The sequence below is a fragment of the Brevundimonas vesicularis genome, assembly GCF_900445985.1.
In the GTDB taxonomy this organism is placed as follows: Bacteria; Pseudomonadota; Alphaproteobacteria; order Caulobacterales; family Caulobacteraceae; genus Brevundimonas; species Brevundimonas vesicularis_D.
Genome location: NZ_UAQP01000014.1, coordinates 1 through 21,108, shown reverse-complemented (window position 1 = coordinate 21,108; position 21,108 = coordinate 1). Strand labels below are relative to the sequence as shown.

General features: G+C 66.4%; 30 protein-coding genes and 1 riboswitch. Of the genes, 18 read left to right on the top strand and 12 right to left on the bottom strand.

Going from position 1 to position 21,108, the window contains the following annotated elements:
* Positions 1-310 precede the first annotated feature (310 nt).
* A complete protein-coding gene (locus DT343_RS17215) occupies positions 311-859 on the top strand; it encodes a hypothetical protein (protein ID WP_146756731.1) in 549 nt (182 codons plus the stop codon).
* A gap of 201 nt (positions 860-1,060) precedes the next feature.
* Positions 1,061-1,243 carry a hypothetical protein gene (locus DT343_RS09170; RefSeq protein ID WP_112862655.1) on the top strand — a complete coding sequence of 61 codons (183 nt, stop codon included), beginning with the start codon at positions 1,061-1,063 and terminating at the stop codon, positions 1,241-1,243.
* On the opposite strand, the gene DT343_RS17210 is transcribed toward DT343_RS09170, so the two are convergent.
* The 5 genes from DT343_RS17210 to DT343_RS09145 all read right to left on the bottom strand — a co-directional run bounded on the left by DT343_RS17210 (position 1,233) and on the right by DT343_RS09145 (position 5,582).
* The gene (locus DT343_RS17210) at positions 1,233-1,454 is read right to left on the bottom strand and encodes a hypothetical protein (protein WP_146756730.1); all 222 of its coding nucleotides are present in this window, start codon (positions 1,452-1,454) and stop codon (positions 1,233-1,235) included. The two genes, DT343_RS09170 and DT343_RS17210, sit on opposite strands and share 11 nt — an antisense overlap.
* Positions 1,455-1,594: 140 nt before the next feature.
* On the bottom strand, positions 1,595-3,430 hold the full coding sequence (gene thiC, locus DT343_RS09160) for a phosphomethylpyrimidine synthase ThiC (RefSeq protein WP_112863770.1): 1,836 nt from the start codon (positions 3,428-3,430) through the stop codon (positions 1,595-1,597).
* A gap of 140 nt (positions 3,431-3,570) precedes the next feature.
* Positions 3,571-3,680: riboswitch (TPP riboswitch) on the bottom strand.
* Positions 3,681-3,696: 16 nt separating this feature from the next.
* On the bottom strand, positions 3,697-4,074 hold the full coding sequence (locus tag DT343_RS09155) for a hypothetical protein (RefSeq protein WP_017506465.1): 378 nt from the start codon (positions 4,072-4,074) through the stop codon (positions 3,697-3,699).
* Positions 4,075-4,078: 4 nt separating this feature from the next.
* Entirely contained in the window at positions 4,079-4,909 is an 831-nt protein-coding gene (locus tag DT343_RS09150) for a TIGR02587 family membrane protein (RefSeq protein ID WP_112862653.1), read from the bottom strand.
* A gap of 55 nt (positions 4,910-4,964) precedes the next feature.
* The gene (locus tag DT343_RS09145) at positions 4,965-5,582 is read right to left on the bottom strand and encodes a TetR/AcrR family transcriptional regulator (RefSeq protein ID WP_181669165.1); all 618 of its coding nucleotides are present in this window, start codon (positions 5,580-5,582) and stop codon (positions 4,965-4,967) included.
* Positions 5,583-5,640: 58 nt separating this feature from the next.
* On the opposite strand from DT343_RS09145, the gene DT343_RS09140 reads away from it, so the two are divergent.
* The 4 genes from DT343_RS09140 (at position 5,641) to DT343_RS09125 (ending at position 8,045) form a co-directional block, all read left to right on the top strand.
* Positions 5,641-6,033 carry a DUF4260 domain-containing protein gene (locus DT343_RS09140; RefSeq protein WP_112863769.1) on the top strand — a complete coding sequence of 131 codons (393 nt, stop codon included), beginning with the start codon at positions 5,641-5,643 and terminating at the stop codon, positions 6,031-6,033.
* A gap of 154 nt (positions 6,034-6,187) precedes the next feature.
* The gene (locus DT343_RS09135) at positions 6,188-6,718 is read left to right on the top strand and encodes a hypothetical protein (protein WP_112862651.1); all 531 of its coding nucleotides are present in this window, start codon (positions 6,188-6,190) and stop codon (positions 6,716-6,718) included.
* A gap of 74 nt (positions 6,719-6,792) precedes the next feature.
* Positions 6,793-7,791 (top strand): D-cysteine desulfhydrase, encoded by a 999-nt coding sequence (locus tag DT343_RS09130; RefSeq protein ID WP_112862650.1) that lies wholly within the window; start codon positions 6,793-6,795, stop codon positions 7,789-7,791.
* 14 nt (positions 7,792-7,805) lie between these two features.
* Positions 7,806-8,045: a DUF3253 domain-containing protein gene (locus DT343_RS09125; RefSeq protein ID WP_112862649.1), complete on the top strand. Its 240-nt coding sequence runs from the start codon at positions 7,806-7,808 to the stop codon at positions 8,043-8,045.
* A gap of 70 nt (positions 8,046-8,115) precedes the next feature.
* On the opposite strand, the gene DT343_RS09120 is transcribed toward DT343_RS09125, so the two are convergent.
* The gene (locus tag DT343_RS09120; protein WP_112862648.1) at positions 8,116-8,850 is read right to left on the bottom strand and encodes an SDR family NAD(P)-dependent oxidoreductase; all 735 of its coding nucleotides are present in this window, start codon (positions 8,848-8,850) and stop codon (positions 8,116-8,118) included.
* 86 nt (positions 8,851-8,936) lie between these two features.
* Between DT343_RS09120 and DT343_RS09115 the strand changes: the two genes are divergently transcribed.
* The 5 genes from DT343_RS09115 to DT343_RS17205 all read left to right on the top strand — a co-directional run bounded on the left by DT343_RS09115 (position 8,937) and on the right by DT343_RS17205 (position 12,846).
* On the top strand, positions 8,937-9,362 hold the full coding sequence (locus tag DT343_RS09115; protein ID WP_112862647.1) for a winged helix-turn-helix transcriptional regulator: 426 nt from the start codon (positions 8,937-8,939) through the stop codon (positions 9,360-9,362).
* Complete coding sequence (locus tag DT343_RS09110; protein ID WP_112862646.1) at positions 9,359-10,036, top strand: aspartate/glutamate racemase family protein; 678 nt, start codon at positions 9,359-9,361, stop codon at positions 10,034-10,036. The genes DT343_RS09115 and DT343_RS09110 overlap by 4 nt, the downstream gene beginning before the upstream one ends.
* Positions 10,037-10,085: 49 nt before the next feature.
* Positions 10,086-11,039 carry a nucleoside hydrolase gene (locus DT343_RS09105; RefSeq protein WP_112862645.1) on the top strand — a complete coding sequence of 318 codons (954 nt, stop codon included), beginning with the start codon at positions 10,086-10,088 and terminating at the stop codon, positions 11,037-11,039.
* A complete protein-coding gene (locus DT343_RS09100) occupies positions 11,036-11,881 on the top strand; it encodes a ribokinase (protein ID WP_112862644.1) in 846 nt (281 codons plus the stop codon). The genes DT343_RS09105 and DT343_RS09100 overlap by 4 nt, the downstream gene beginning before the upstream one ends.
* Positions 11,882-12,465: 584 nt before the next feature.
* Positions 12,466-12,846 carry a hypothetical protein gene (locus DT343_RS17205; protein ID WP_146756729.1) on the top strand — a complete coding sequence of 127 codons (381 nt, stop codon included), beginning with the start codon at positions 12,466-12,468 and terminating at the stop codon, positions 12,844-12,846.
* Positions 12,847-12,898: 52 nt separating this feature from the next.
* Here the strand turns inward: DT343_RS17205 and DT343_RS09095 are convergent, their stop codons facing one another.
* Together DT343_RS09095 and DT343_RS09090 are read right to left on the bottom strand one after the other, a co-directional pair.
* Complete coding sequence (locus DT343_RS09095; protein WP_112862643.1) at positions 12,899-13,480, bottom strand: hypothetical protein; 582 nt, start codon at positions 13,478-13,480, stop codon at positions 12,899-12,901.
* Positions 13,481-13,559: 79 nt separating this feature from the next.
* Positions 13,560-14,690 (bottom strand): zinc-dependent alcohol dehydrogenase family protein, encoded by a 1,131-nt coding sequence (locus DT343_RS09090; RefSeq protein WP_112862642.1) that lies wholly within the window; start codon positions 14,688-14,690, stop codon positions 13,560-13,562.
* Positions 14,691-14,800: 110 nt separating this feature from the next.
* Here DT343_RS09090 and DT343_RS09085 point away from each other — a divergent pair, with 110 nt between their 5' ends.
* A complete protein-coding gene (locus DT343_RS09085; RefSeq protein WP_017506452.1) occupies positions 14,801-15,235 on the top strand; it encodes an acyl-CoA thioesterase in 435 nt (144 codons plus the stop codon).
* A gap of 3 nt (positions 15,236-15,238) precedes the next feature.
* Here DT343_RS09085 and arsH read toward each other — a convergent pair whose 3' ends face one another.
* The 3 genes from arsH to DT343_RS09070 are packed head-to-tail and all read right to left on the bottom strand — an operon-like array spanning position 15,239 to position 16,745.
* The gene (arsH, locus tag DT343_RS09080; protein WP_112862641.1) at positions 15,239-15,982 is read right to left on the bottom strand and encodes an arsenical resistance protein ArsH; all 744 of its coding nucleotides are present in this window, start codon (positions 15,980-15,982) and stop codon (positions 15,239-15,241) included.
* A complete protein-coding gene (gene arsC / locus DT343_RS09075; RefSeq protein WP_112862640.1) occupies positions 15,979-16,404 on the bottom strand; it encodes an arsenate reductase (glutaredoxin) in 426 nt (141 codons plus the stop codon). Before arsC ends, arsH begins: the two co-directional genes overlap by 4 nt.
* A gap of 5 nt (positions 16,405-16,409) precedes the next feature.
* Positions 16,410-16,745: an ArsR/SmtB family transcription factor gene (locus tag DT343_RS09070; RefSeq protein WP_017506449.1), complete on the bottom strand. Its 336-nt coding sequence runs from the start codon at positions 16,743-16,745 to the stop codon at positions 16,410-16,412.
* 82 nt (positions 16,746-16,827) lie between these two features.
* On the opposite strand from DT343_RS09070, the gene DT343_RS09065 reads away from it, so the two are divergent.
* Positions 16,828-18,111 carry an arsenic transporter gene (locus DT343_RS09065; protein WP_112862639.1) on the top strand — a complete coding sequence of 428 codons (1,284 nt, stop codon included), beginning with the start codon at positions 16,828-16,830 and terminating at the stop codon, positions 18,109-18,111.
* A 164-nt stretch (positions 18,112-18,275) separates the two neighbouring features.
* Positions 18,276-18,554: a hypothetical protein gene (locus tag DT343_RS09060; protein ID WP_017506447.1), complete on the top strand. Its 279-nt coding sequence runs from the start codon at positions 18,276-18,278 to the stop codon at positions 18,552-18,554.
* A 148-nt stretch (positions 18,555-18,702) separates the two neighbouring features.
* Here the strand turns inward: DT343_RS09060 and DT343_RS09055 are convergent, their stop codons facing one another.
* Complete coding sequence (locus DT343_RS09055; protein ID WP_112862638.1) at positions 18,703-18,903, bottom strand: hypothetical protein; 201 nt, start codon at positions 18,901-18,903, stop codon at positions 18,703-18,705.
* A gap of 148 nt (positions 18,904-19,051) precedes the next feature.
* Here DT343_RS09055 and DT343_RS09050 point away from each other — a divergent pair, with 148 nt between their 5' ends.
* The 4 genes from DT343_RS09050 (at position 19,052) to DT343_RS09035 (ending at position 21,090) form a co-directional block, all read left to right on the top strand.
* A complete protein-coding gene (locus DT343_RS09050) occupies positions 19,052-19,825 on the top strand; it encodes a YebC/PmpR family DNA-binding transcriptional regulator (RefSeq protein WP_112862637.1) in 774 nt (257 codons plus the stop codon).
* A gap of 46 nt (positions 19,826-19,871) precedes the next feature.
* On the top strand, positions 19,872-20,168 hold the full coding sequence (locus tag DT343_RS09045; protein WP_017506444.1) for a nucleotidyltransferase family protein: 297 nt from the start codon (positions 19,872-19,874) through the stop codon (positions 20,166-20,168).
* Positions 20,158-20,532, top strand: a complete 375-nt coding sequence (locus DT343_RS09040; protein WP_112862636.1) for a HepT-like ribonuclease domain-containing protein — start codon at positions 20,158-20,160, stop codon at positions 20,530-20,532. The genes DT343_RS09045 and DT343_RS09040 overlap by 11 nt, the downstream gene beginning before the upstream one ends.
* Before the next feature lie 75 nt (positions 20,533-20,607).
* On the top strand, positions 20,608-21,090 hold the full coding sequence (locus DT343_RS09035; RefSeq protein WP_258522550.1) for a hemerythrin domain-containing protein: 483 nt from the start codon (positions 20,608-20,610) through the stop codon (positions 21,088-21,090).
* Positions 21,091-21,108 lie beyond the last annotated feature (18 nt).

Below are 21,108 nucleotides of genomic sequence, written 5' to 3'. Positions count from 1 at the left end.
TGCGTCAACGGCGAGGTCCAACCCTCACCCTTTCGCGCAAGTCTGATCGCCTGACGGCTCTCAGGCGCTCAAGCCCTCTCCCAACGGGAGAGGGAGGCCGCGTTCGGGTTCACGAACCGAAACGCCTCCACCCGCTGACGCAGGAAGCGGTTGATGAACGGGTCTTTTCGGCTCGTTCGAACCGGCGAGGAAAACAAAGAGTTTCAGTTGAACATTCGTCAAAAGCCATTTGACTAAATGTCATGACATTTTTCCGTCTTGACGGACGAACTGCGCCTTGCTACATGATTCTCAACGGAGGAGTGCCGCCATGAGCGCCAATCGATCTCGCGAGGCCCTAGCTGAATTCTTGGAGTATGTCGGAGCGAAGGGGCTGATGCCGCAAGCAACGGTCCAAGCTCGGCGTGCTGCTAGTAGCAAAATCCTAGCTGTTCTTGAGCCAGAGGAAGCGACTGACGTCACATCGATTGACGTGGACCATGTCATGACGCGCTTCCACAATCTGGAAGGCAAGAAATACACGCCTGGAAGCCTCGCGACCTATCGCAGCCGCCTGCTGAGCACCCTCGACGACTTCAGGGCCTATCTAGAAAGCCCAATTTCCTATCGACCAAACAATCAGGCACGACAGAAGCCCAAACAAGAGAATGGGAAGCGCGAGGCGACAAAGCCGTCGCCCTCATCCTCATCGGGAGCGCCTCAGCCGGTCGCGACTGTGACGCCTCCTCCCTCAGCGGGCGTTATCCCGATCCCGATCCGGTCTGATCTTGTTGTTCAGATCCATGGAATTCCGTTCGATCTCAGCCGTGCTGAGGCGCAACGGGTAGCCAACGTAATCTTGGCGTTGGCCAATGACTAAGAAAGGGACCGGGTTATGATCAGGAGGATGTTAGCTGTCCGGCGCCCGCTTGCCCGCTGAGACAGCCGTAACGAAAAGGGCCGTCGCCGATCCCTGCAAAAGAATAGCGACGGCCCATGGTGAGCCACCTCGACGGCGACTTCGCGAGAGACATCTCACGAAGTCGCCATTTCGGCTAGAACTTTTGTGGAGATGGCATCAATGGCCACCGCTAAACAGCTGACGGCGCAGGATATCGCCGACATTAAGGCCCGACTCCGGCAGGGCGAGTATCAGCACCACATCGCGGCTGATTACGGCCTGAACCAAGGTCGTGTCTCGGAGATCAACACCGGCAAACGCGGGGAATCGAGCGCGCGCCCCCAGCAACTGGCTATGCTCTAAAGCGAACAAGGGCTTCCAGTTGATCCAAACAAAAGAGGGCACCTTGCGGTGCCCTCTGATGGATCGAGGTGGAGATAGCCATCGCCGCGGTAACACTCGCTCCCACCGCCCACGTTGTCTCGAAGATGTGGTTGATGATCGCAGCTACTTTTACTTTACGACGCTTTGCCTTGCAGACTTCGGATTTCGAGTTCCTAAGCTTTTTTTCCATTACGGCCTCCTTGATTTGCTGTCCGGCGAACCGGAAGATTGTCAGAAGGACGATGAGAATGAGCACGACCGTGGGATTCGAACCCACCCCGACCCCCGAAGGAGAATGGTGACGCGAAAATAGTGGCGCAGCGTCGCATTTCAAGATGGAACCTTCACCTCCACCACCCCACCCCCAGCCCTGAACTTCGCGCTCATCTCCGCCATGCCGGCTTCGGCTTCCGACAGGGAGGCGCCGGCGTCGTTCTGGGCGGCGGCGGCGTCGCGGATGTCCTGGCTGATCTTCATCGAGCAGAACTTGGGGCCGCACATGGAGCAGAAGTGGGCGGTCTTGTGGGCCTCCTTGGGCAGGGTGGCGTCGTGGTATTTGCGGGCGGTTTCGGGGTCGAGGCCCAGGTTGAACTGATCCTCCCAGCGGAACTCGAACCGGGCGCGTGACAGGGCGTCGTCGTGCAGGCGGGCGGCGGGGTGGCCCTTGGCCAGGTCGGCGGCGTGGGCGGCGATCTTGTAGGTGATGACGCCGTCCTTGACGTCCTGACGATCCGGCAGGCCCAGGTGCTCCTTGGGCGTGACGTAACAGAGCATGGCCGTGCCGAACCAGCCGATCATGGCCGCGCCGATCGCGGAGGTGATGTGGTCATAGCCCGGCGCGATGTCGGTGGTCAGGGGCCCGAGCGTATAGAAGGGCGCCTCGTGGCAGTGCTTCAGCTGCTCGTCCATATTCTGTTTGATCTTGTGCATCGGCACGTGGCCGGGGCCCTCGATCATGACCTGGCAGCCCTTGGCCCAGGCGATCTTGGTCAGTTGCCCTAAGGTGCGCAGCTCGGCGAACTGGGCCTCGTCATTGGCGTCGGCGATGGAGCCGGGCCGCAGGCCGTCGCCCAGGCTGAAGCTGACATCATAGGCGCGCATGATGTCGCAGATGTCCTCGAAATGCTCGTAGAGGAAGCTCTCCTTGTGGTGGGCCAGGCACCATTTGGCCATGATGGAGCCGCCGCGCGAGACGATGCCCGTCACCCGCTTGGCCGTCATCGGCACGAAGGGCAGGCGCACGCCCGCGTGGATGGTGAAATAGTCCACGCCCTGTTCCGCCTGTTCGATCAGGGTGTCGCGGAACACCTCCCAGGTCAGGTCCTCGGCGACGCCGTTCACCTTCTCCAGCGCCTGATAGATGGGCACGGTGCCGATGGGGACGGAACTGTTGCGGATGATCCAGTCGCGGATGTTGTGGATGTTGCGGCCGGTCGACAGGTCCATGACGTTGTCGGCGCCCCAGCGGGTGGCCCAGACCAGCTTGTCCACCTCGTCGTCCACGCTGCTGAGGACCGCCGAGTTGCCGATGTTGGCGTTGATCTTCACCAGGAAGTTGCGGCCGATGATCATCGGCTCGACCTCGGGGTGGTTGATGTTGTGCGGGATGATGGCGCGGCCGCGCGCGATCTCTTGCCGCACGAACTCGGGCGTCACGAAGTCGGGGATGGCGGCGCCGAAGTCCTCGCCGTCGCGGATGCAGGGGCTGTTCTGCTCGCGGCGCAGGTTCTCGCGGATGGCGACATATTCCATCTCGGGCGTGATGATCCCGGCTTGGGCGTATTCGTATTGGGTGACCGGGCGGCCCTCGACGCCCTTGAAGACGCGGTGGTGGGAGGTGTCGAAGCGCGGGGCCAGATGACGGCCCGACGCATGGCCGTTGTCCTCGGGCTTGACCTCGCGCGGGTTCGCGACGGGCGCGATGTCGCCGCGGTCCAGCTGCCAGCTGGACTTGACGCGGGGCAGGCCGCGCTTGATGTCGATGGTCACGGTCGGGTCGGTGTAGGGGCCCGATGAATCATAGATGGTCACCGGCGGCTCGTTGGCCGAGGGGTGGACGGCGACCTCGCGGAAGGGGACGCGGATGTCGGGATAGAGTTCGCCCGCGACATAGACCTTCCTCGATCCGGCACGCTCGCCGGTCGGGATGGTCCCCGTCTCCTTCATCACCTGTTCGCGCGCGTCCTTGAGGGCGAGGTCGATGTTCGGCTCTTCGGGCAGGGCGGGCGGGGTGACTTGGATGTTCATGGCGGCCTCAAACGGTTTGAGGTCCGCCGACGTCGGGCGCGAGGGTCCTGTGACGTCAGGACCGATAGCGTTACTCATCCCTTCGCCGGCATGACCCGGATCAGGTTCGACGGGTCAGAGGAGAAACCTCTATCTCAGCCGCTCGATTGCGACCCCCCGGAGAACGTCGCCACCATAACCCAGGCTCAGGGCGCCGACCAGCCCTTGACCGAGACGGCCGCCGCACGCGGATCGGCGTCGAAGCGGAGGTAGGCCTTGGCGTGGCCGTGGCCGGGGACATAGTCCAGGCTAGCGGTCGCGGTCTGGTCGCCCAGAACCCCTTCGATATCCACGGCGGCGGCGGTGTCGTCGCCGTCGTTCTGGACCCGGACGGTCGCGACCTGGCCTGCGGCGGTGACGTCCACGGCGACGATGCGGGCGCTGAGCGCGGGCGGGGCCGTGGGCTGGAGCGCCTCCCACACCACGATGCCGATGGCGGTCAGGGTGATGACGGCGCCGAGCAAGGCCATGCCCCATTGCAACAGAGGGCGGGTCGATGCGGCGGGCTTCTTCTTCGTGGGCATGGGGTCAGACCAACAGACGGGCGGCGGCGGCGCCGATGGCGGCGGGGAAGCCCAGGACGACCATGGTCTGGACCACGCCGGCGACGGCGTGGCCGTCGGTGCGGCCGAACAGGAACAGGGTGAACAGGCTGACGGCCAGGGCGATGGCGTAGCCGGGCAGGGTGAAGTGCAGGAAGGCCTTGATCGGATGATCGGCCTCTTCCTGACCGGCGAAGCCCGCCTTGAAGACGATCAGGTGCAGCAGAAGGATGGAGACGGCGATCAGGGCCAGGATGTGGGCGGGCGTCGCCTTGTAGGCGATCAGGATCATCTCTTCTGTCGGGGCGACGTTCAGGGCGAAGAACAGGGCGCCGGCCGCCATCAGGAAGAGTTCGCCGAAATAGGAGGCCTGATCTTCATCCGTGTCGCCTCCGCCGTCGCCGCTGAGCTGACGCCGGGCCAGAAGCGCGCCCATGGCGCCGGGAATGGCCTGAAGGGCGACCATGCCCAGGCCCTCGCGCGGCGGCGCGTCCCATTCGACGACGCCGAACAGGATCAGCAGCACCGAGGCGGTGATGAAGCCGACGGCCAGGGCCACGGCGGTGTCCAGCGCATCGTTGACCGGCCCGCGACGCTTCGAGAAGTCGGCGTAATAGGCCAGGCCGTACAGCAGCGGCAGGCCGGCGACGATGAAGGTCAACAGTCGCCAGCGGTCCATGATTACGCCCTGCGCCCACATCTCCATCGTCATCAACAGCGGGATGTTGAACACCAGGGCGCCGGCGAAGGCACGCCCCAGATCGCGGACATAGGCGCGCTCGCGTTGCAGATCAAAGAGCGGCGCGGCGGCGGTCATGCTGCGGCAACGCTTGGACGCCGGCTTTGGCTCCCGACGTCCTCCGCCACGGCGATCAATCCGGCCAGACCTGCATCAGGCGATCGATCGCGGCCTCGATCCGGGCCCACCCCTCGTCGTCCAGTTCAACGCCGGCGAACCGGCCCCGCGCATCAGCCGCTAGCGCCAGGTGCTGAACCGCCGCCAGAACGATGACGTTCAGCGCGACCGTGTCCCCCTCGGCGGGAAGAGCGATCTGAGGGCGACGCGCGGCCATCCAATCCTGCATCACCCGGGATCGGGCCGTCTCCAGGCGCCGCAGAAGCGGGCTGTCCCGGGCGATCTCCCAGGCCAGCATCCGCAGCACCAGCGGCTGGGTGCGCAGGACGTGCAGATAGGCCAGGACCGATTCGCGCATGAAGGCGCGATAGGTGGTTGCGGTCGAGGGCGGCTGTTCGGCCAGGGCCTGGCCCAGCCAGACGTCGCGCCGGCCCGCCAGCCGTTCGACCACGCCGTCGAGATCGGTGAAGTAGCGATAGATCAGCTTGCGATCCACGCCGGCCTCCGCAGCCAGGGCCTGGACGTTCAAAGCGGTCCAGCCGTCGCGCAGCAGCAGTCGGCGTGCGGCCTCGACGATGGCGGTCTCGGTGCCGGGTCGGTCGCGGGGACGGGGCGTCGCAGGTGCGGTTGACATGTCCCATGCATGAGACAAATCCCTATGTCCCACAAGTGAGACATAGGGAGCGACCCTCATGACCGGACAGACGACGAAGCCGCCGATGCGGAACTGGCTGCGGCTGGAAAGCTTGGCGATCCTGATCCTGTGCGTGGGGCTGTACGCCCGCATCGGCGCGCCCTGGTGGTTGTTCGCGGCGGCGTTTCTGGCGCCCGACCTGTCGTTCGGGGGCTATCTGTTCGGCGGCCGCGTTGGGGCGTGGACCTACAATCTGGCGCACAACGAGGTCGGTCCGGTGGTGCTGGGCCTGGTCGGGTTGTGGCTGGCGCCCACGCTGACCCCGCTGGCGCTGATCTGGGGCGCTCATGTCGGGTTCGACCGGATACTGGGTTATGGGCTCAAGATCGGCGCGTCGTTCGACCAGACCCATCTGGGGCCCATCGGCAAGGCGGCCTCCGCAAAGGTGTGATCCAGTTGCGTGGCATCGGAAAGGCCCGTCGTTAGCCAGACCGTGGGAGGGCCATGTGATGACGGCGAAGGTTATTGCAAGCGCTTGTCGAACAGCGTTCAGGCGGAGTTCATTTTCTGTCACGCTTGGTGAGTGCCTCTAGGGAGAGGGAACCATGAAACAGATCAAGACGACCGCCATCTTGGCGGTTCTGGCGTGCGCGGGACTGACGGCCTGCGCCTCGGTGGATGTCGGCGGCGCGCCGATGGCCCTGTCGCCCGCCATGGCCGAACAGGCGCGGATCGGCAGCGTCACGACCACGACCGGCTGGCTGGACGCCGAGGACGACTTCGCCGACACCTTCAACGATGAGGTGCTGAGCGAAATGGGGCTGTGCGCCGGTGGTCGGCATCGGCTGAACCTGAGCATCCATGTCGAGGCGCTGAGCCGGGCGCCGCGCCTGGCCATTCTGGCCGGCGATCGCGCCGAACACCGGATGCGGGCGACCGCCGAACTGCGCGATCCGGCCCAGGGCGGTCAGGTGGTCGGGCGTTATCCGCTGGTCGTGACGGTGGATGCGGGGGCCGGGGTGCTGGACGCCCTGATGGACCGGCAGGCGGTCACGTCCCACGCCTTCGCTCAGGCCCTGTGCGACGCCGCCTTCGTCGCGCCGACGCGTGTGGCCGAGGCCGGCGCGCCGGGCTGAGGTCGAGGGCGCGGGCTGGCGCTTCTGAATGTCACGGGCGCGGGCTATCAAGACGGCGAACAGGAAACCGTCCCATGCATCTCGCCCGTTTCGCCCGCATCCGCCTGGCCCACCTGCCGACGCCGCTGGAGCCGCTGCCCCGCCTGTCGGAAGAGTTGTGTCTGGATCTGTGGATCAAGCGCGACGACTGCACCGGCCTGGCCGGCGGCGGCAACAAGACCCGCAAGCTGGAGTTCCTGCTGGGCGCGGCGTTCGAAGAGGACGCCGACACCCTGGTGACGCAAGGGGCGGTGCAGTCCAACCATGTGCGCCAGACGGCGGCGGCGGCGGCCGCGCATGGTCTGGCGTGCGAGATCATTCTGGAAGAGCGGACGGGGTCCAGGGCGACGGACTATGTCGGCAACGGCAACGTGCTGCTGGACCGGCTGTTCGGCGCGACCCTGCGCACCGTGCCGGGCGGGACGGACATGGTCGCCGAGCTGGAGAAGACGGCGGCCGAGGTGCGGGCGCGGGGCGGCAAGCCCTATGTCATTCCCGGCGGCGGATCGAACCCGGTCGGGGCTTTGGGCTATGTCGATTGCGCGCGCGAGATCGTGGTCCAGGCCGATGAGATGGACCTGGAGGTCCACCGCATCGTGACGGCGACGGGCAGCGCGGGCACCCACGCCGGTCTGGTCGCCGGGCTGGCGGTCATGGGGGCGGACATTCCCGTGCTGGGCATCGGGGTGCGGGCGCCCAAGGACAGGCAGGAGGCGAACGTCTTCAAACTGGCCGAGGAGACGGCCGCCCTGCTGGGCCAGCCGGGCCGGGTGACACGAGAGCAGGTGGTCGCCGACTGCGACTATGTCGGCGAGGGCTATGGCCTGATCGACCAGGGAGTGATCGACGCCCTGACCCTGGCCGCGCGTCTGGACGGGATCGTGCTGGACCCGGTCTATTCCGGCAAGGCGATGAAGGGGCTGGTCGCCCTGGCGCGGGCGGGGCAGTTCAAGGGCGAGACGGTGGTGTTCCTGCACACCGGCGGGGCGCAGGGGCTGTTCGGCTATCAGACCGAGATCGAAGGGGCGCTGTAGAGGCGCCGTCCGTAATGGACGCGCGCGAGGCGACCCTGGCGCTTCTGGCCGCCCGGTCCGAAAACGCCACCGTCTGCCCCAGCGAGGTCGCGCGGGCGGTCGCAGGCGAAGACGGCGCGTGGCGCGAGGTGATGCCTGACGTTCATGCTGCGGTGGACGCCCTTGTGAACGAGGGCGCGGTGCGACTGAGCTGGAAGGGGAGGCCGCTGGCGCTGCGTGCGGGACCGTATCGGATCGCGCGCGCGAGCAAATGAACGGCCCGGAAACTGTGGAACGAGGCGCATCAGGGCTTCGATCCGATGATCGAAGCCCTGATGCGTCGGCTCAGACCTGGGCCAGGCCGCCGTCGACGAAGACTTCGCCGCCGGTCATGAAGCTGCTGTCCGACGAGGCGAGGAAGGCGGCGACGGCGCCGGTTTCCGACGGGTCGCCCATGCGGCCCAGGACGGTGGAAGCGCCGATGGCGGCGAGGCCCTCTTCGCCCAGGACTTCGGCCGCCAGTTCGGTCGTGGTCGGTCCGGGCGACAGGACGTTGACGCGGATGCCGGTCCCCTTGAGGTCCAGCGCCCAGGTGCGCGCCAGATTGCGGATCGCGGCCTTGGTCGCGCTGTAGATGCTGAAGGCGGGCGTTCCCATCACGCCGGTACTGGAGCCAGTCAGGATGATCGAGCCGCCGGCTGACATCAGGGGCAGGGCCTTCTGCACCGTGAAGACCGTGCCCTTCACATTGACGTCGAAGGTCTGATCGTAATGGTCGGGCGTGATTTCGCCCAGCGCCGCGAACGATCCGGTTCCTGCATTGGCGAACAGGATGTCGAGGCCGCCACGTTCGGCCTTCACCGTCGCGTAGAGTCGGTCGAGGTCGGCGGGGTCAGTGATCGAGCCGCTGATCGCGCGGGCGTTGTCGCCCAGTTCTGCGACGGCTGCTTCAAGCTGAGCCTGGCGTCGTCCGAAGAGGTAGACGAAGGCGCCTTCCTGGACGAAGCGTCTGGCCGCGCCCAGCCCGATGCCGCTCCCGCCGCCCGTGATGACGGCCGTCTTGCCGTGTAGTCTGCTCATGATGTGCTCTCCTTCAATGAGGTTGCACTGAGCTGACGATCCGCCCACCTATCGACAAGTATGTACCATTTGGTAAGTGTCGAAAAATGTCACCCGATGATCTCGAAAGCGCCGCCTCGCCCTCGACCTCGGTTTGCACACCGACCTTGCCGGGCTTCACCTGCGGGCTGGACGCCACACTTCGGATCGTGTCCGGCAAGTGGAAGCCGTTGATCCTCTATTTCTTGGCGCAGGACGGTCCCACCCGGTACGGCGCGCTGCGTCGCGCGATACGCGACGTCAGCGACAAGGTGCTGATCCAGCATTTGAAGGAGCTGGAAGCCGATGGTCTGATCATGCGCACCGACTACAAGGAGGTGCCGCCACGGGTAGATTATGGGCTGACGCCGCTTGGGGTCAGTCTGGCGCAAGCTCTAGTACCGCTGTGCACATGGGGGACGGAGAACATGGCCGAGGTGACGCGTCTGTTCGCCCAGCGTGATCCGTCGAACGGCAAGGGCGCAAAGGCATGAGCAAAATCCTGGGCGTCATCGGGGGCATGGGACCGGCGGCGACGGTGGCGTTTCTGGCGCGGGTGCAGGCGCTGACGCCGGCGGACGGGGACGCCGATCACATCCGGGTGGTGATGGACCTGAACCCCCAGGTTCCCGATCGCAACACGCGGCCGGGCGAGGCCGAGGTGGTGCTGCGACAGATGGCCGAGGGGCTGGCGGCGGCGGGGGCCGAGGTGATCGCCATGCCCTGCAACACCGCCCACGCCCAGGCGGGCGGGATCCGCGCGGCGTGCGAGGCGAAGGGTCTGCGCTTCATCGACATGATCGCGGCGACGGCGGACGCGGCGGAGGCCTCTGGAGTTAAGCGGATCGGGGTGCTGGCTACGCCGGGGGGCGAGCGGCTTTACACGCAGGCGCTGGCGGCGCGCGGGGTCGACACTGTGCTGCTGGAGGGAGCGGACCGCGAGGCCTTCATGGGCCTGGTCTATGGGGTCAAGCGCGGCGATGTCGGCGAAACGGCGCGGGCAGGGATGTCGCGGCTGGCTCAAGCCCTGGCGGATGCGGGCGCGCATGGGCTGATCGCCGGCTGCACCGAGGTGCCGCTGCTGCTGGGCGCCGAAGACGCCGCCATACCCCTGACGGATTCGGCCGAGGTGCTGGCCCAGGCGTGCGTGGAGGCGTGCCGGGTGTGAGGCGCGGTTGCGGCTTGCTCCGCGCGGCCGGCCTGCCTAGTCATGGGCGGTGTCTATTCAGTCCCTGATCATCGATTGCGACCCCGGCGTGGACGACGCCGTGGCGCTGTTTCTGGCCTTCGCCGCGCCCGAGCTGGAGCTACTGGCCGTCACCACGGTCGGTGGCAATGTCCCCGGCGCCAAGACCCAACGCAATGCGCGCATCATCCGCCAGATCGCCGGGCGCGAGGACGTGCCGGTGTTCGGCGGGGCGGAGCGGCCGCTGAAACGTCCTCCGGCGGGGGCGGGCGCGTTTCACGGCGTCGAGGGTCTGGGCGATCTGGAGCCGTTCGAACCGACGGGGATCATCGGCGACGGGCCGGCCGCCAACGCCATCGTCGATCTGGTGATGAGCCGGCCCGAAGGTTCGGTCGCCATCGCCGTCCTGGGGCCGATGACCAATCTGGCGCTGGCGATGCGGCGTGAGCGGCGGCTGGCCGAGCGACTGGGGCCGGTGGTCGTCATGGGCGGGGCGCGGTCGGAAGGCGGCAATGTCACCGCGTCGGCCGAGTTCAACATCTGGGCCGATCCGGATGCGGCGGCGGTGGTGTTCGGATCGGGGTGTCAGGTGGTCGCCTTCGGCCTGGATGCGACCCATCAGGTGCGTGCGACCGAGGACCGGATCGCGGCGATAGAGGCCATCGACAGCGAGGCCGCGCGGGCGGCGGCGTCGACGCTGCGGTTCTCGCAGCGGGTGGAGCGCGAGATCGTGGGCTGGGATGCAGCTCCGTTGCATGACCCGTGTCCCATCGCCTGGCTGATCCAGCCTGACCTGTTCGAGACCAAGCCCTGCCGGATCGAGGTGGAGACGGGTTCGGACCTGACGCGCGGCCATACGGCGGTCGAGTTCCGGATCGATCCGGCGACGGCGCGGCATCGCTGGGCGGTCGCGGCGGATGCGCAAGGGGTGTTCGACCTGATCGTCGCCAAGCTGAAGGCTCAGGCGCTGGAGGCCGCCGCATGAGGATCACCGTCGTCGGCTCGATCAACCTGGATCTGGTCGCCACCGCGCCCCAACTGCCGGCGCCGGGCGAGACGGTGACCGGGGCGACCCTGGCGCGGCATCCCGGCGGCAAGGGCGCCAATCAGGCGCTGGCGGCCGAGAAACTGGGCGCCGAGGTCTGTCTGATCGGGCGGGTCGGGAACGACGCCATGGCCGGCGAGGCCCTGGCCCTGATGGAGGACCTGGGCGTCGATCTGGCGGGGGTGGAGGTCGATGTGGCGGCCCCGACGGGCGTCGCCCTGATCGCCGTCGATCCGACCGGCGAGAACCAGATCGTGGTCGCGGCCGGCGCCAACCATATGGTCACCCCCGAACAGCTGCCCCAGCGGATCGAGGGCGCGCTGATCGTGCAGCTGGAGCTGCCGATCGAGACGGTCGAGGCGGCGGTGGGCCGGGCGACGGGCTTCGTCTGCGCCAATCTGGCGCCCGCCGCGCCGGTGTCGGAACTGCTGCTGCGCCGCGCCGACCTGATCGTCGTCAACGAGACCGAGGCGGCCTTCTATGGCGACGGCCTGCACCGGGGCGGGGGACGGGTGGTCGTCACCAAGGGCGCCCGAGGCGCGGCCATGTATCAGCGCGGCGTCGAAATGGCCTGGGCGACCCCGCCGGCCGTCGAGGCGGTGGATGCGACGGGCGCGGGCGACGCCTTCGTCGCCGCCATCACCGTCGCTTTGCTGGAAGGCATGGACCCGGCCGAGGCGCTGCGCTTCGCCTGCGCCGCCGGGGCGTTCGCGGCGACCCGCCCGGGCGCGCAGCCGTCGGCGCCGGAGCGGGATGAGGTCGAGGCGCTGCTGGCGTCCTGAGCTTCACCCTCGTCGGCGTCAGTCCGAGGCGTCCGAAGGGCGAACCCAGAAGCCAGGAGGCGGAGTTGGACGCCTGAGGCTTTCGATGGCGGGGCGTTGTTCCTGGGTTCCGGGTTCCTCGCTTCACGAGGCCGCGGAATGACGATTTGGGAGGCGTTCGCCAATCCGCTCCTCCCCGCGAAAGCGATACTCGAACGTAACACAGTAACAGCCTTCGGGGTTGGCGTCGGGGTCGGGGGCGCGTAGGTCTAGGGTTCGGGATTTGTGGGGACTTCCGACGATGATGATGCGTCGACGTGGGGTTGGGCCGGTTCTGGCGGCGGTGCTGCTGCGCGGCGTGGCGGGTGGGGCATTGGTCAAGAGTGCGGGGGGCTTAGAACGCAGCGCCGCCGTCGAAGCCATTGTCTGTGCCTGCGTGACCTATGATTGCCGCTAGTGGCGCTGTGCAAGCAAACCAAGGTGCAGCTTTCACCGAGGCCCAGTGGGATTGTTATTGCGACCGCGACACCAACTAACTGAAATGCTGTCAGTGGGATAAGGGCGCCGATCTGGGCTGGCGCTCTATTTTCGGAGGGTTAGAATTCATGATGCATCGGCTTTTGACTGCAATCGCGATCCTAAGCATCAGCGGCTGCGCGACATCCGCTCCAAAATCTCGCTCTCCCGTCGGACGCGTGATCTGTTCTGAAGGCTTTGCTCCGCTCAGATTTACACCGAACGCGGACAGCCTCTCACCATTCTTTGCAAAGGTCATCGACTGGCCCGCGCAAGCCGCGTTGGATTGCAGCAGTGTGGTCCTGATTGTCAGAGGGTTGCCGCAACCGACGCAAAGCTCTCTTGAAGGCCGTCGCGCGACAAATGTCGCCAAGGCGCTACAGAGCTTTGGCGCGCCAATGCCGTCATTCGAGCTAGGTGACGAAATGGACCAGGCAGAGCCTTCGCTTCAAATCTACGCCAAACCTTAGATCGCCAAGGCCATCCTAAGCGTGTGTCGCGTCGTTCAAGTTACCGGCCAAATCATGGAGCATTGACGGCCGCGAGACGCGCGTCCTGTTCCGCCTGGGGCGGGACGCCGAAGACGGCGCGCAGGCTGTCGGGGATCAGGGCGCGGTCGTAGGGATCGAGGGTAGCCGGGGCGTCGCGGGTCTTGCGCGTCTGGGTGCCGTAGATCTGCGGCTTTTCGGTCATCTGCAGATAGCGATCCAGCGTCGCGGCGGCGATCCAGGCGCCGTCGGGCGAGCCCTTGGCGACGGCGGCGACGGCCAGGCTATGGGCCAGCAGATAGTCTTCGGGCGTTGAGCCGTGCTGGAAGACGAAGGCGGCGGCGCGGTAGTCCTCGCCAGTCTGGAGCGCCCCGGCGTCCAGCAGGGCGCGGGTCTGGACCCGGCGCGCGGCGTCGCCCGTGATCATTTCGGTCATGCGGGCGCGATCCTTGAAGAAGTCGGGCGACAGATTCTGACGCACGGCCTGGTCGGCGGCGAAGATGGCGGCCATTTCGGCGTTGTTTTGAGGCGAGGTTTCCTGCGCCAAGGCCGGAACGGCGAAGGCGAGGGCGATGGCCGACATCGCGGCGGCGCAGGACAGGCGAGACGGGCGCATGGGTAATTTCCGCTGAAGCTTGAGCGGACATTGGTCTGCGGATTTGCGGCCGAAAGCGGGCGGCTAGATTACACTGTCGTCACGGTCGCACGATCAGCCGCACCACCTCGCCGGCGTGGAGGCGGTCGAAGCCGGCGTTGATGTCATCCAGGGGAATGACGCCGCTCATCAGGCGATCCACCGGCAGGCGGCCCTGGCGATACAGGGCGACGTAGCGGGGGATGTCGCGGCTGGGGACGCAGGTGCCGATGTAGGAGCCCTTCAGCGTGCGCTCCTCTCCGACAAGGGAGACGACATTGACGGCAAGGGCCGCATCGGGCGGCGGCAGGCCGGCGGTGACGGTGGTTCCGCCGCGCCGGGTCGTCTTCCACGCCGCCTCCAGCGCCCGGACCGAGCCGGCCATTTCGAAGGCGAAGTCGGCGCCGCCGTTCGTCAGGGCGCGGACCTGATCGACCGCATCGGGGTCGGCGGCGTTGACGGTTTCGACCGCGCCGAGGGTGCGGGCGAGGGCCAGCTTGTCCTCGGACAGATCGACGGCGACGACGGGGCTGGCGCCCGAGGCCAGGGCGCCCAGTACGCTGGCCAGACCCACGCCGCCCAGGCCGATGACGACAACGCTCTGGCCCGCCTTGACGCCAGCGGTGTTCACCACGGCGCCGACGCCGGTCAGGACGGCGCAGCCGAACAGGGCCGCCTCCTCGAACGACAGGGCCGGGTCGATCTTGACCAGGGAGCGGCGCGAGACGACGGCCCGCTCGGCGAAGGCGGAGCAGCCGAGGTGGTGGTTGACCGGCTCGCCCTCGCGGAAAATGCGGCGGGCGCCGGACAACAGTTCGCCCCGGCCGTTGGCGGCGGCGCCAGGCTCGCACAGGGCGGGACGGCCGCCGGCGCACGGATTGCAATGGCCGCAGGACGGCATGAAGACCATGACGACGTGATCGCCGACGACGAGATCGGTGACGCCGTCCCCCAGCGCCTCGACCACGCCCGCCGCCTCGTGCCCCAGGGCCATGGGCAGGGGGCGGGGACGGTCGCCGTTGATGACCGACAGGTCCGAGTGGCACAGGCCCGCCGCCTTGATCGCGACCAGCACCTCGCCGGGGCCGGGCGGGTCCAGCGTGACGGCCTGGACCGACAGGGGGCGGCTGTCGGCGTAGGGGCGGGCGGCGCCCATATCAGACAGGACGGCGGCGCGGGTCGTGAGGATCATGCTTCAAGCCTTCGTCATCAACGACCTACCGATAGGCGCTTGACCTAACGTCGTCCAAGCTAGAGCGTCGGGATCGAGAGCGACGGTTCGCGTCGCCGAGGGAGACGACGATGCCGAAACGAGACGAGGGCGCGCTGGCGCAACGGGCGACCTACAAGGCCTTCCACATGGTCTCCACCCGCTGGGCCGACAACGACCAGTACGGCCATATCAACAACGCCAAATTCTACGAGTTCGTCGACTCGGCGGTGAACGCCCATCTGCTGATCGCCAATGCGCTGACGGAATCGATCGGCCTGGTGGTGGATTCGGGCTGTCGCTACACCTCGTCGCTGAAGTTTCCCGATGTGATCGAGGTCGGCATCAAGGTCGATGCGATCGGCACCTCCAGCGTCACCTACGGTTTTGCGGTCTTCAAGCGCAGCGTCGACGTCCCTGCCGCCATCGGCCATTTCGTCCACGTCTATGTCGACGCCGAAACCCGCCGGCCCAAGCCGCTGCCGGCGCGACTGAGAAGCGTGGTGGAGAACCTTCGCGCGGGGTGAGGGCTAGGGCCTGACGGCGATGGCGGACAGGTCCTTGGACGGATCGATCGCCGCACCTTGCGCCTTTCGCTCGGAGTAGCGATCCACGAGCTGCGCGGCATGGGGCCGGGTGAGGACCGTGAATCGCACCAGTTCCTCCATCACGTCGACGATCCGGTCGTAATAGGCCGACGGCTTCATGCGGCCTGCGTCGTCGAACTCCATGAAGGCCTTGGCGACGCTGGACTGGTTGGGAATGGTGATCATCCGCATCCAGCGGCCGAGCAGGCGCAGGGTGTTGACGGCGTTGAAGCTTTGGGAACCGCCCGAGACCTGCATCACCGCCAGGGTGCGCCCCTGCGTCGGTCGCATCCCGCCCATGTTCAGCGGCAGGTGGTCGATCTGAAGCTTCATGATCGCCGAGATCTGGCCATGGCGTTCCGGGCTGCACCAGACCATGCCTTCGGACCACATGGCGTGCTCGCGCAGGGCGTGGACGGCCGGATGGTCGTCGCCGGCGACCTGATCGGTCAGGGGCAGGTCGGACGGATCGAAGATGCGCGTCTCGCACCCCATGACCTGCAACAGCCGCGCCGCCTCCTCGACGCACAGGCGCGAGAAGGATCGTTCGCGCAGGGAGCCGTAGAGCAGCAGGATGCGCGGCGCGGGATCGCCCGGACCCAGGCCCTTTGCGGGCGTATCCGAAAGATAGGCCGGATCGAGCGCCGGCAGATGGTCGGGATCAGGCAGGGCGCGAAGGCGGCTCATCCGATCACACGGCGTCCGTCGGCGTCGACGACGACCTCGCCGTCTTCCTTGGTGAAGGGCTTCAGTCCCTCTTGAGGCAGCAGGTCCAGAACCGTCTCGGACGGGCGGCACAGCTTCACCCCCAGGGGCGAAACGACGATGGGGCGATTCATCAGGATCGGGTGCGCCGCGATGGCGTCCAGCAGCTGGTCGTCCGACAGGGCGGCGTCGTCCAGGCCGAGGTCGGCGTAGGGCGTGCCCTTTTCGCGCAGGATATCGCGCACCGATCCACCCATCCGTTCGACCAGTTGGGCCACCAGCGCGCGGCTGGGCGGGGTCTTCAGATACTCGATCACATGCGGCTCGATCCCGACGTGGCGGATCAGGGCCAGGGTATTGCGGGACGTGCCGCAGGCGGGGTTGTGATAGATGACGACGTCCATTGGCCTCAGTCGCAGCAGGGGGCCAGTTCGGCCAGCAGGGGTTGGCAAAGCTCGGCGCGGCCCTGGCAGCAGTCCTTGAGCAGGAACAGCACGACCTCGCCCAGTCGATCCAGATCGGCGCGGTAGATGATCGACCGGCTGCGCCTCTGCGACGCGATCAGCCCGGCGCGAGACAGCACGCCCAGATGCGCCGACATCGTATTGGTCGGAACGGCGAGACGATCGGCGATCTCTCCGGCCGGCAGCCCATCCGGCGCATGGCGGACCAGCAACCGGAAGGCGTCTAGTCGCGTGGATTGCGCCAGGGCGGCCAGCGCGAGAATAGCCGGTTCGGATTCCATTATTCCAAGATACTGGAAATATGGTTTCGTGCAAGCTAGAGGGGGGCGCTGCGGTCGTAGTTCGACCGGGATGGAGCCGCCCATGGTCGTCGCCTTTCTGATCTTCGCGGTCACCATCACCCTGGTGATCTGGCAGCCGAAGGGGCTGCAGATCGGCTGGAGCGCGATGGGCGGTGCGGCGGCGGCGCTGTTGCTGGGCGTCGTCACCCTGGCCGACATCCCCGTGGTCTGGGACATCGTCTGGAACGCCACGGCGACCTTCGTCGCGATCATAATCATCAGCCTGTTGCTGGATGAGGCCGGCTTCTTCGAATGGGCGGCGCTGCATGTCGGGCGATGGGGCGGCGGCCATGGGCGCCGGCTGTTCGTTCTGTTCGTCCTGCTGGGAGCGGCGGTGTCGGCGGTCTTCGCCAACGACGGGGCGGCGCTGATCCTGACGCCCATCGTCATCGCCATGCTGCTGGCGCTCGGCTATGGCCCCAAGGCGACGCTGGCCTTCGTCATGGCGGCGGGCTTCATCGCGGATGCGGCCAGCCTGCCGCTGGTGGTGTCCAACCTGGTCAACATCGTCTCGGCCGACTTCTTCGATATCGGCTTCGACCGCTATGCGGCGGTCATGGCGCCGGTGAACCTGGCGAGCATCGCGGCGACGCTGATGGTGCTGTTCGTGGTGTTCGGGCGCGACATTCCCAAGGCCTATGACATCGAGCGGTTAGCCGCGCCGTCCAGCGCGATCAAGGACCGGGCGACCTTCCTCTGGGCCTGGATCATCCTGGCGTTTCTGCTGGTCGGCTTCTTCGTGCTGGAGCCGCGAGGGGTGCCGGTGTCCGCCGTCGCCGCGACGGGGGCGGTCGTCCTGCTGTTCGTGGCGGGGCGCGGCGCGGTCATCAGCACGACGAAGGTGCTGCGCGAAGCGCCGTGGCAGGTCGTGATCTTCTCACTTGGAATGTATCTGGTCGTCTATGGGCTGGGCAACGCCGGTCTGACACGCCAGATCGCGGGCCTGCTGGACGGATGCTCGCAAGGCGGGGTCTGGGGCGCGGCCTTCGGAACCGGGTTCCTGACCGCCTTCCTGTCGGCCATCGCCAACAATATGCCGACGGTCCTGATCGGCGCCCTGTCCATCGACGCCTCGGGCGCGACCGGCGCAGCGAAAGAGGCGATGATCTACGCCAATGTCATCGGCAGCGACCTGGGGCCGAAGATGACGCCCATCGGTTCATTGGCCACATTGCTGTGGCTGCACGTCCTGGCGCGAAAGGGCGTGAAGATCGGGTGGGGCTATTATTTCAAGGTGGGCGTGGTGCTCACCCTGCCGGTCCTGGGCGTCGCCCTGGCGGCCCTGGCCTTGCGCCTGAGCGTGTGAAGACCGCGCGATCGCTCACATGGTGATGACGGCGGGTTAGCGGGTTGGGAAGCCTAATGATCCCCGCGCTCCGCATCATGCGATCACAATTGATATCCCTTAGAACGATTCATCTTATAAACTCCAAGTTGTTCAGCTTTTGAACGAAAAGAGGGAGTTCTGAAGTGACTACTAAGCACCTCAAGTCCGCCTTTATCGTCGGCGCCGTCGTCTTTGCGGGCGTGTTCTCGGCGGCGGCTCCGGCTGTGGCGTTCGCCCAGCCGCTTTACGACTACGTCTACTACAGTGATGCGACAAAAACCGTTGTCGTCGGCAGCTGGTCAGGCGTTTGCTACAGCGGCTACGCTGGTGTGACGCAATATCCGGACGGGCAGGTGACGGCCCACTATGACAAGATCTTGGTCGGCAGCTGCACCGACGACGGTGGCACCATCTGGCAATAGGCCCTTCGCGCAGTCTCCGACGATCGACGGAGGCTGCGCTTCGCCTTCACCGATTTGCCGCCAGACCGGCAACGAACCGGCTGACGGTCAACACTTCCTCTAGTGGAAGTCCTGGCGCTCTAATTTACCGAGCAGCCTGCTCAGCGGTTTAGTCGTCCAGACGGCCGATCAGGAACAGGGCGCCGACGGCGGTCAGGGCTCCCAGGGTGAAGGCGGTGACGATCGCGCCGGTGGCGACGGCGGTGGAGACGGTAACCGGGCGGGCTTCGTACCACTCGACAATGTCGGCCTCGCGCAGGTCGTCGTCCATATAGCCCTCGGCTTCATAGATGGTGTCGTCGGCGGTCATGACTTTACGCTCCGTCTGTCTTGCCGGGATCAATACGCCCAAACGGTACAGGTTCCACCCCTGTCGCCCCCGATCGGCGTATCGTGACAGGATGCCGCTCTTCGTTTAGGAGGCGCGGCTCAGGTTCAGAACGCTCAAAGACGATCCCATGGCCGGCCACTCGAAATTCAAGAACATCATGCACCGCAAGGGGCGCGCCGATGCGCAGCGCTCCAAGCTGTTCTCCAAACTGTCGCGCGACATCACCGTGGCGGCCAAGTCGGGCCTGCCGGATCCGGCGGCGAACCCGCGCCTGCGTCTGGCGGTCAACAACGCCAAGGCCGAAAGCCTGCCCAAGGACGTGATCCAGCGCGCCATCAACAAGGCCGCCGGCGGCGACGTCGATACGATGGAAGAGGTCCGCTACGAGGGCCGGGGTCCGGGCGGCGTGGGCATCATCGTCGAAGCCCTGACGGACAACCGCAACCGCGCGGCGTCCAACATCGGCGCGGCCTTCAAGAAGAACGGCGGGGCGCTGAGCGAGATGAACTCGGTCGCCTTCATGTGGGACAAGGTGGGCAAGATCACCTACGCCGCCGAGGCCGGTTCGGAAGACGCCGTCATGGAGGCCGCCATCGAGGCCGGCGCCCAGGACGTCGAGAGCGACCTGGTCAAACCCGATATCTATGAGGACGCGCCGGGCCACACGATCTGGACCGCCTTCGAGGACCTGAACGACGTCGCCGAGGCCATGTCCAAGGTGCTGGGCGATCCCAAGTCCACCGCCATCGTCTGGAAGCCGCAGTCCGAAGTGCCGGTGACGGGCGAGGCCGTCGGCACCCTGTTCAAGCTGCTGGACGCGCTGGACGCCGAGGACGACGTCTCGGCGGTCTATTCGAACGAGGAAATCTCCGACGAGGACGCGGCCAAGTACGCGGGCTGATTTCGGCGCTCTCGCGTCGGAGCGGTCTTCGCGCTAGACTGGCGGCATGAACAGCGCCGCCGTCATTGCCGTCCTGCGCGAGCACGAGGGGGAGTTGCGTCGTCAGGGCGTCACGCATGCCGCCCTGTTCGGATCGGTCGCGCGGGGCGAGGCACGGCCCGACAGCGATCTGGACATCATGGTCGAGATCGACCCGGCAGCTGAGGTGAACCTGTACGACTATGTCGGCATCACCCAGTTCATTGGCGACTTGTTCGCCGGGCGCGCGGATGTGTCAGATCGCGAGATGCTGATCGAACCCGTGCGTCGCGAGGCCGAGCGCGAGGCGATCTTTGCCTTCTGAACCGGATCGCAAAGAGCGGCTGGCTTGGCGTGCAATTCTGGACAACTGCCTTTTGGCGCAGAGCTTCTGCGAGACCCTGACCGCCGCCGAATTCGCGGCGGATCGCAAGACCTTCTATGCGGTCACGCGGTGTCTTGAGATCGTATCGGAAGCCGCGCGGCGTCTTCGGGGCGCGCAACAGTCGGACCATCCCAACATCCGTTGGCGGCAGATCGAGGATTCCGGCAACGTCTTCCGGCACGTCTATCAGAACGTCGCGGAAAGCCGCGTTTGGGCGATTGTGCACGGCGAGCTGAACGATTTGATCGCCGCCGCAACTGCGGTTCTTGGCGACGAGCCGCAGCGGGAACATCAGCCGAAATAGGGCGCGAGTCGTTCGCACGGAACCGGGCCGTGCGCCGGGCGTAACGAGGCTTCACCGTTACGCCTGGAGCCCCCTATGGACATCACCCAGCTGATCCTCGACGACCATGCCGAACAGCGTCGGCTGTTTGCGATCATCGAACAGATCGACCCCAAGGACACCGATGCGCTGAGCGCCGTCTGGTCCAGGTTGTCGGCGTTCCTGGATGTGCACGCCGAGGCCGAGGAGCGGTTCTTCTATCCCGAGCTGCTTAAGCAGGGCGAGGGCGCCAATGACGCCGAGGACGGCACGGTCGAGGGCGAGACCGAGGACGCCATCGAGGACCACAACAAGCTGCGCGACGCGGTCAAGGCGGTCGAAAAGCACAAGGTCGGCACCAAGGCCTGGTTCGACGCCGTGGGCGAGGCGAACGTCGTCAACTCCAAACACATGGGCGAGGAAGAGCGGCAGGGGCTGACCGATTTCCGCATGAACGCCGACGTCGAGACGCGCCATGAGCCTGGCGGTCAAGTTCGCCGCCTTCCGAGGCCGAGTACATCACCGGCGTCAAGCCGGTGAACAAGGACCCCGAGACCT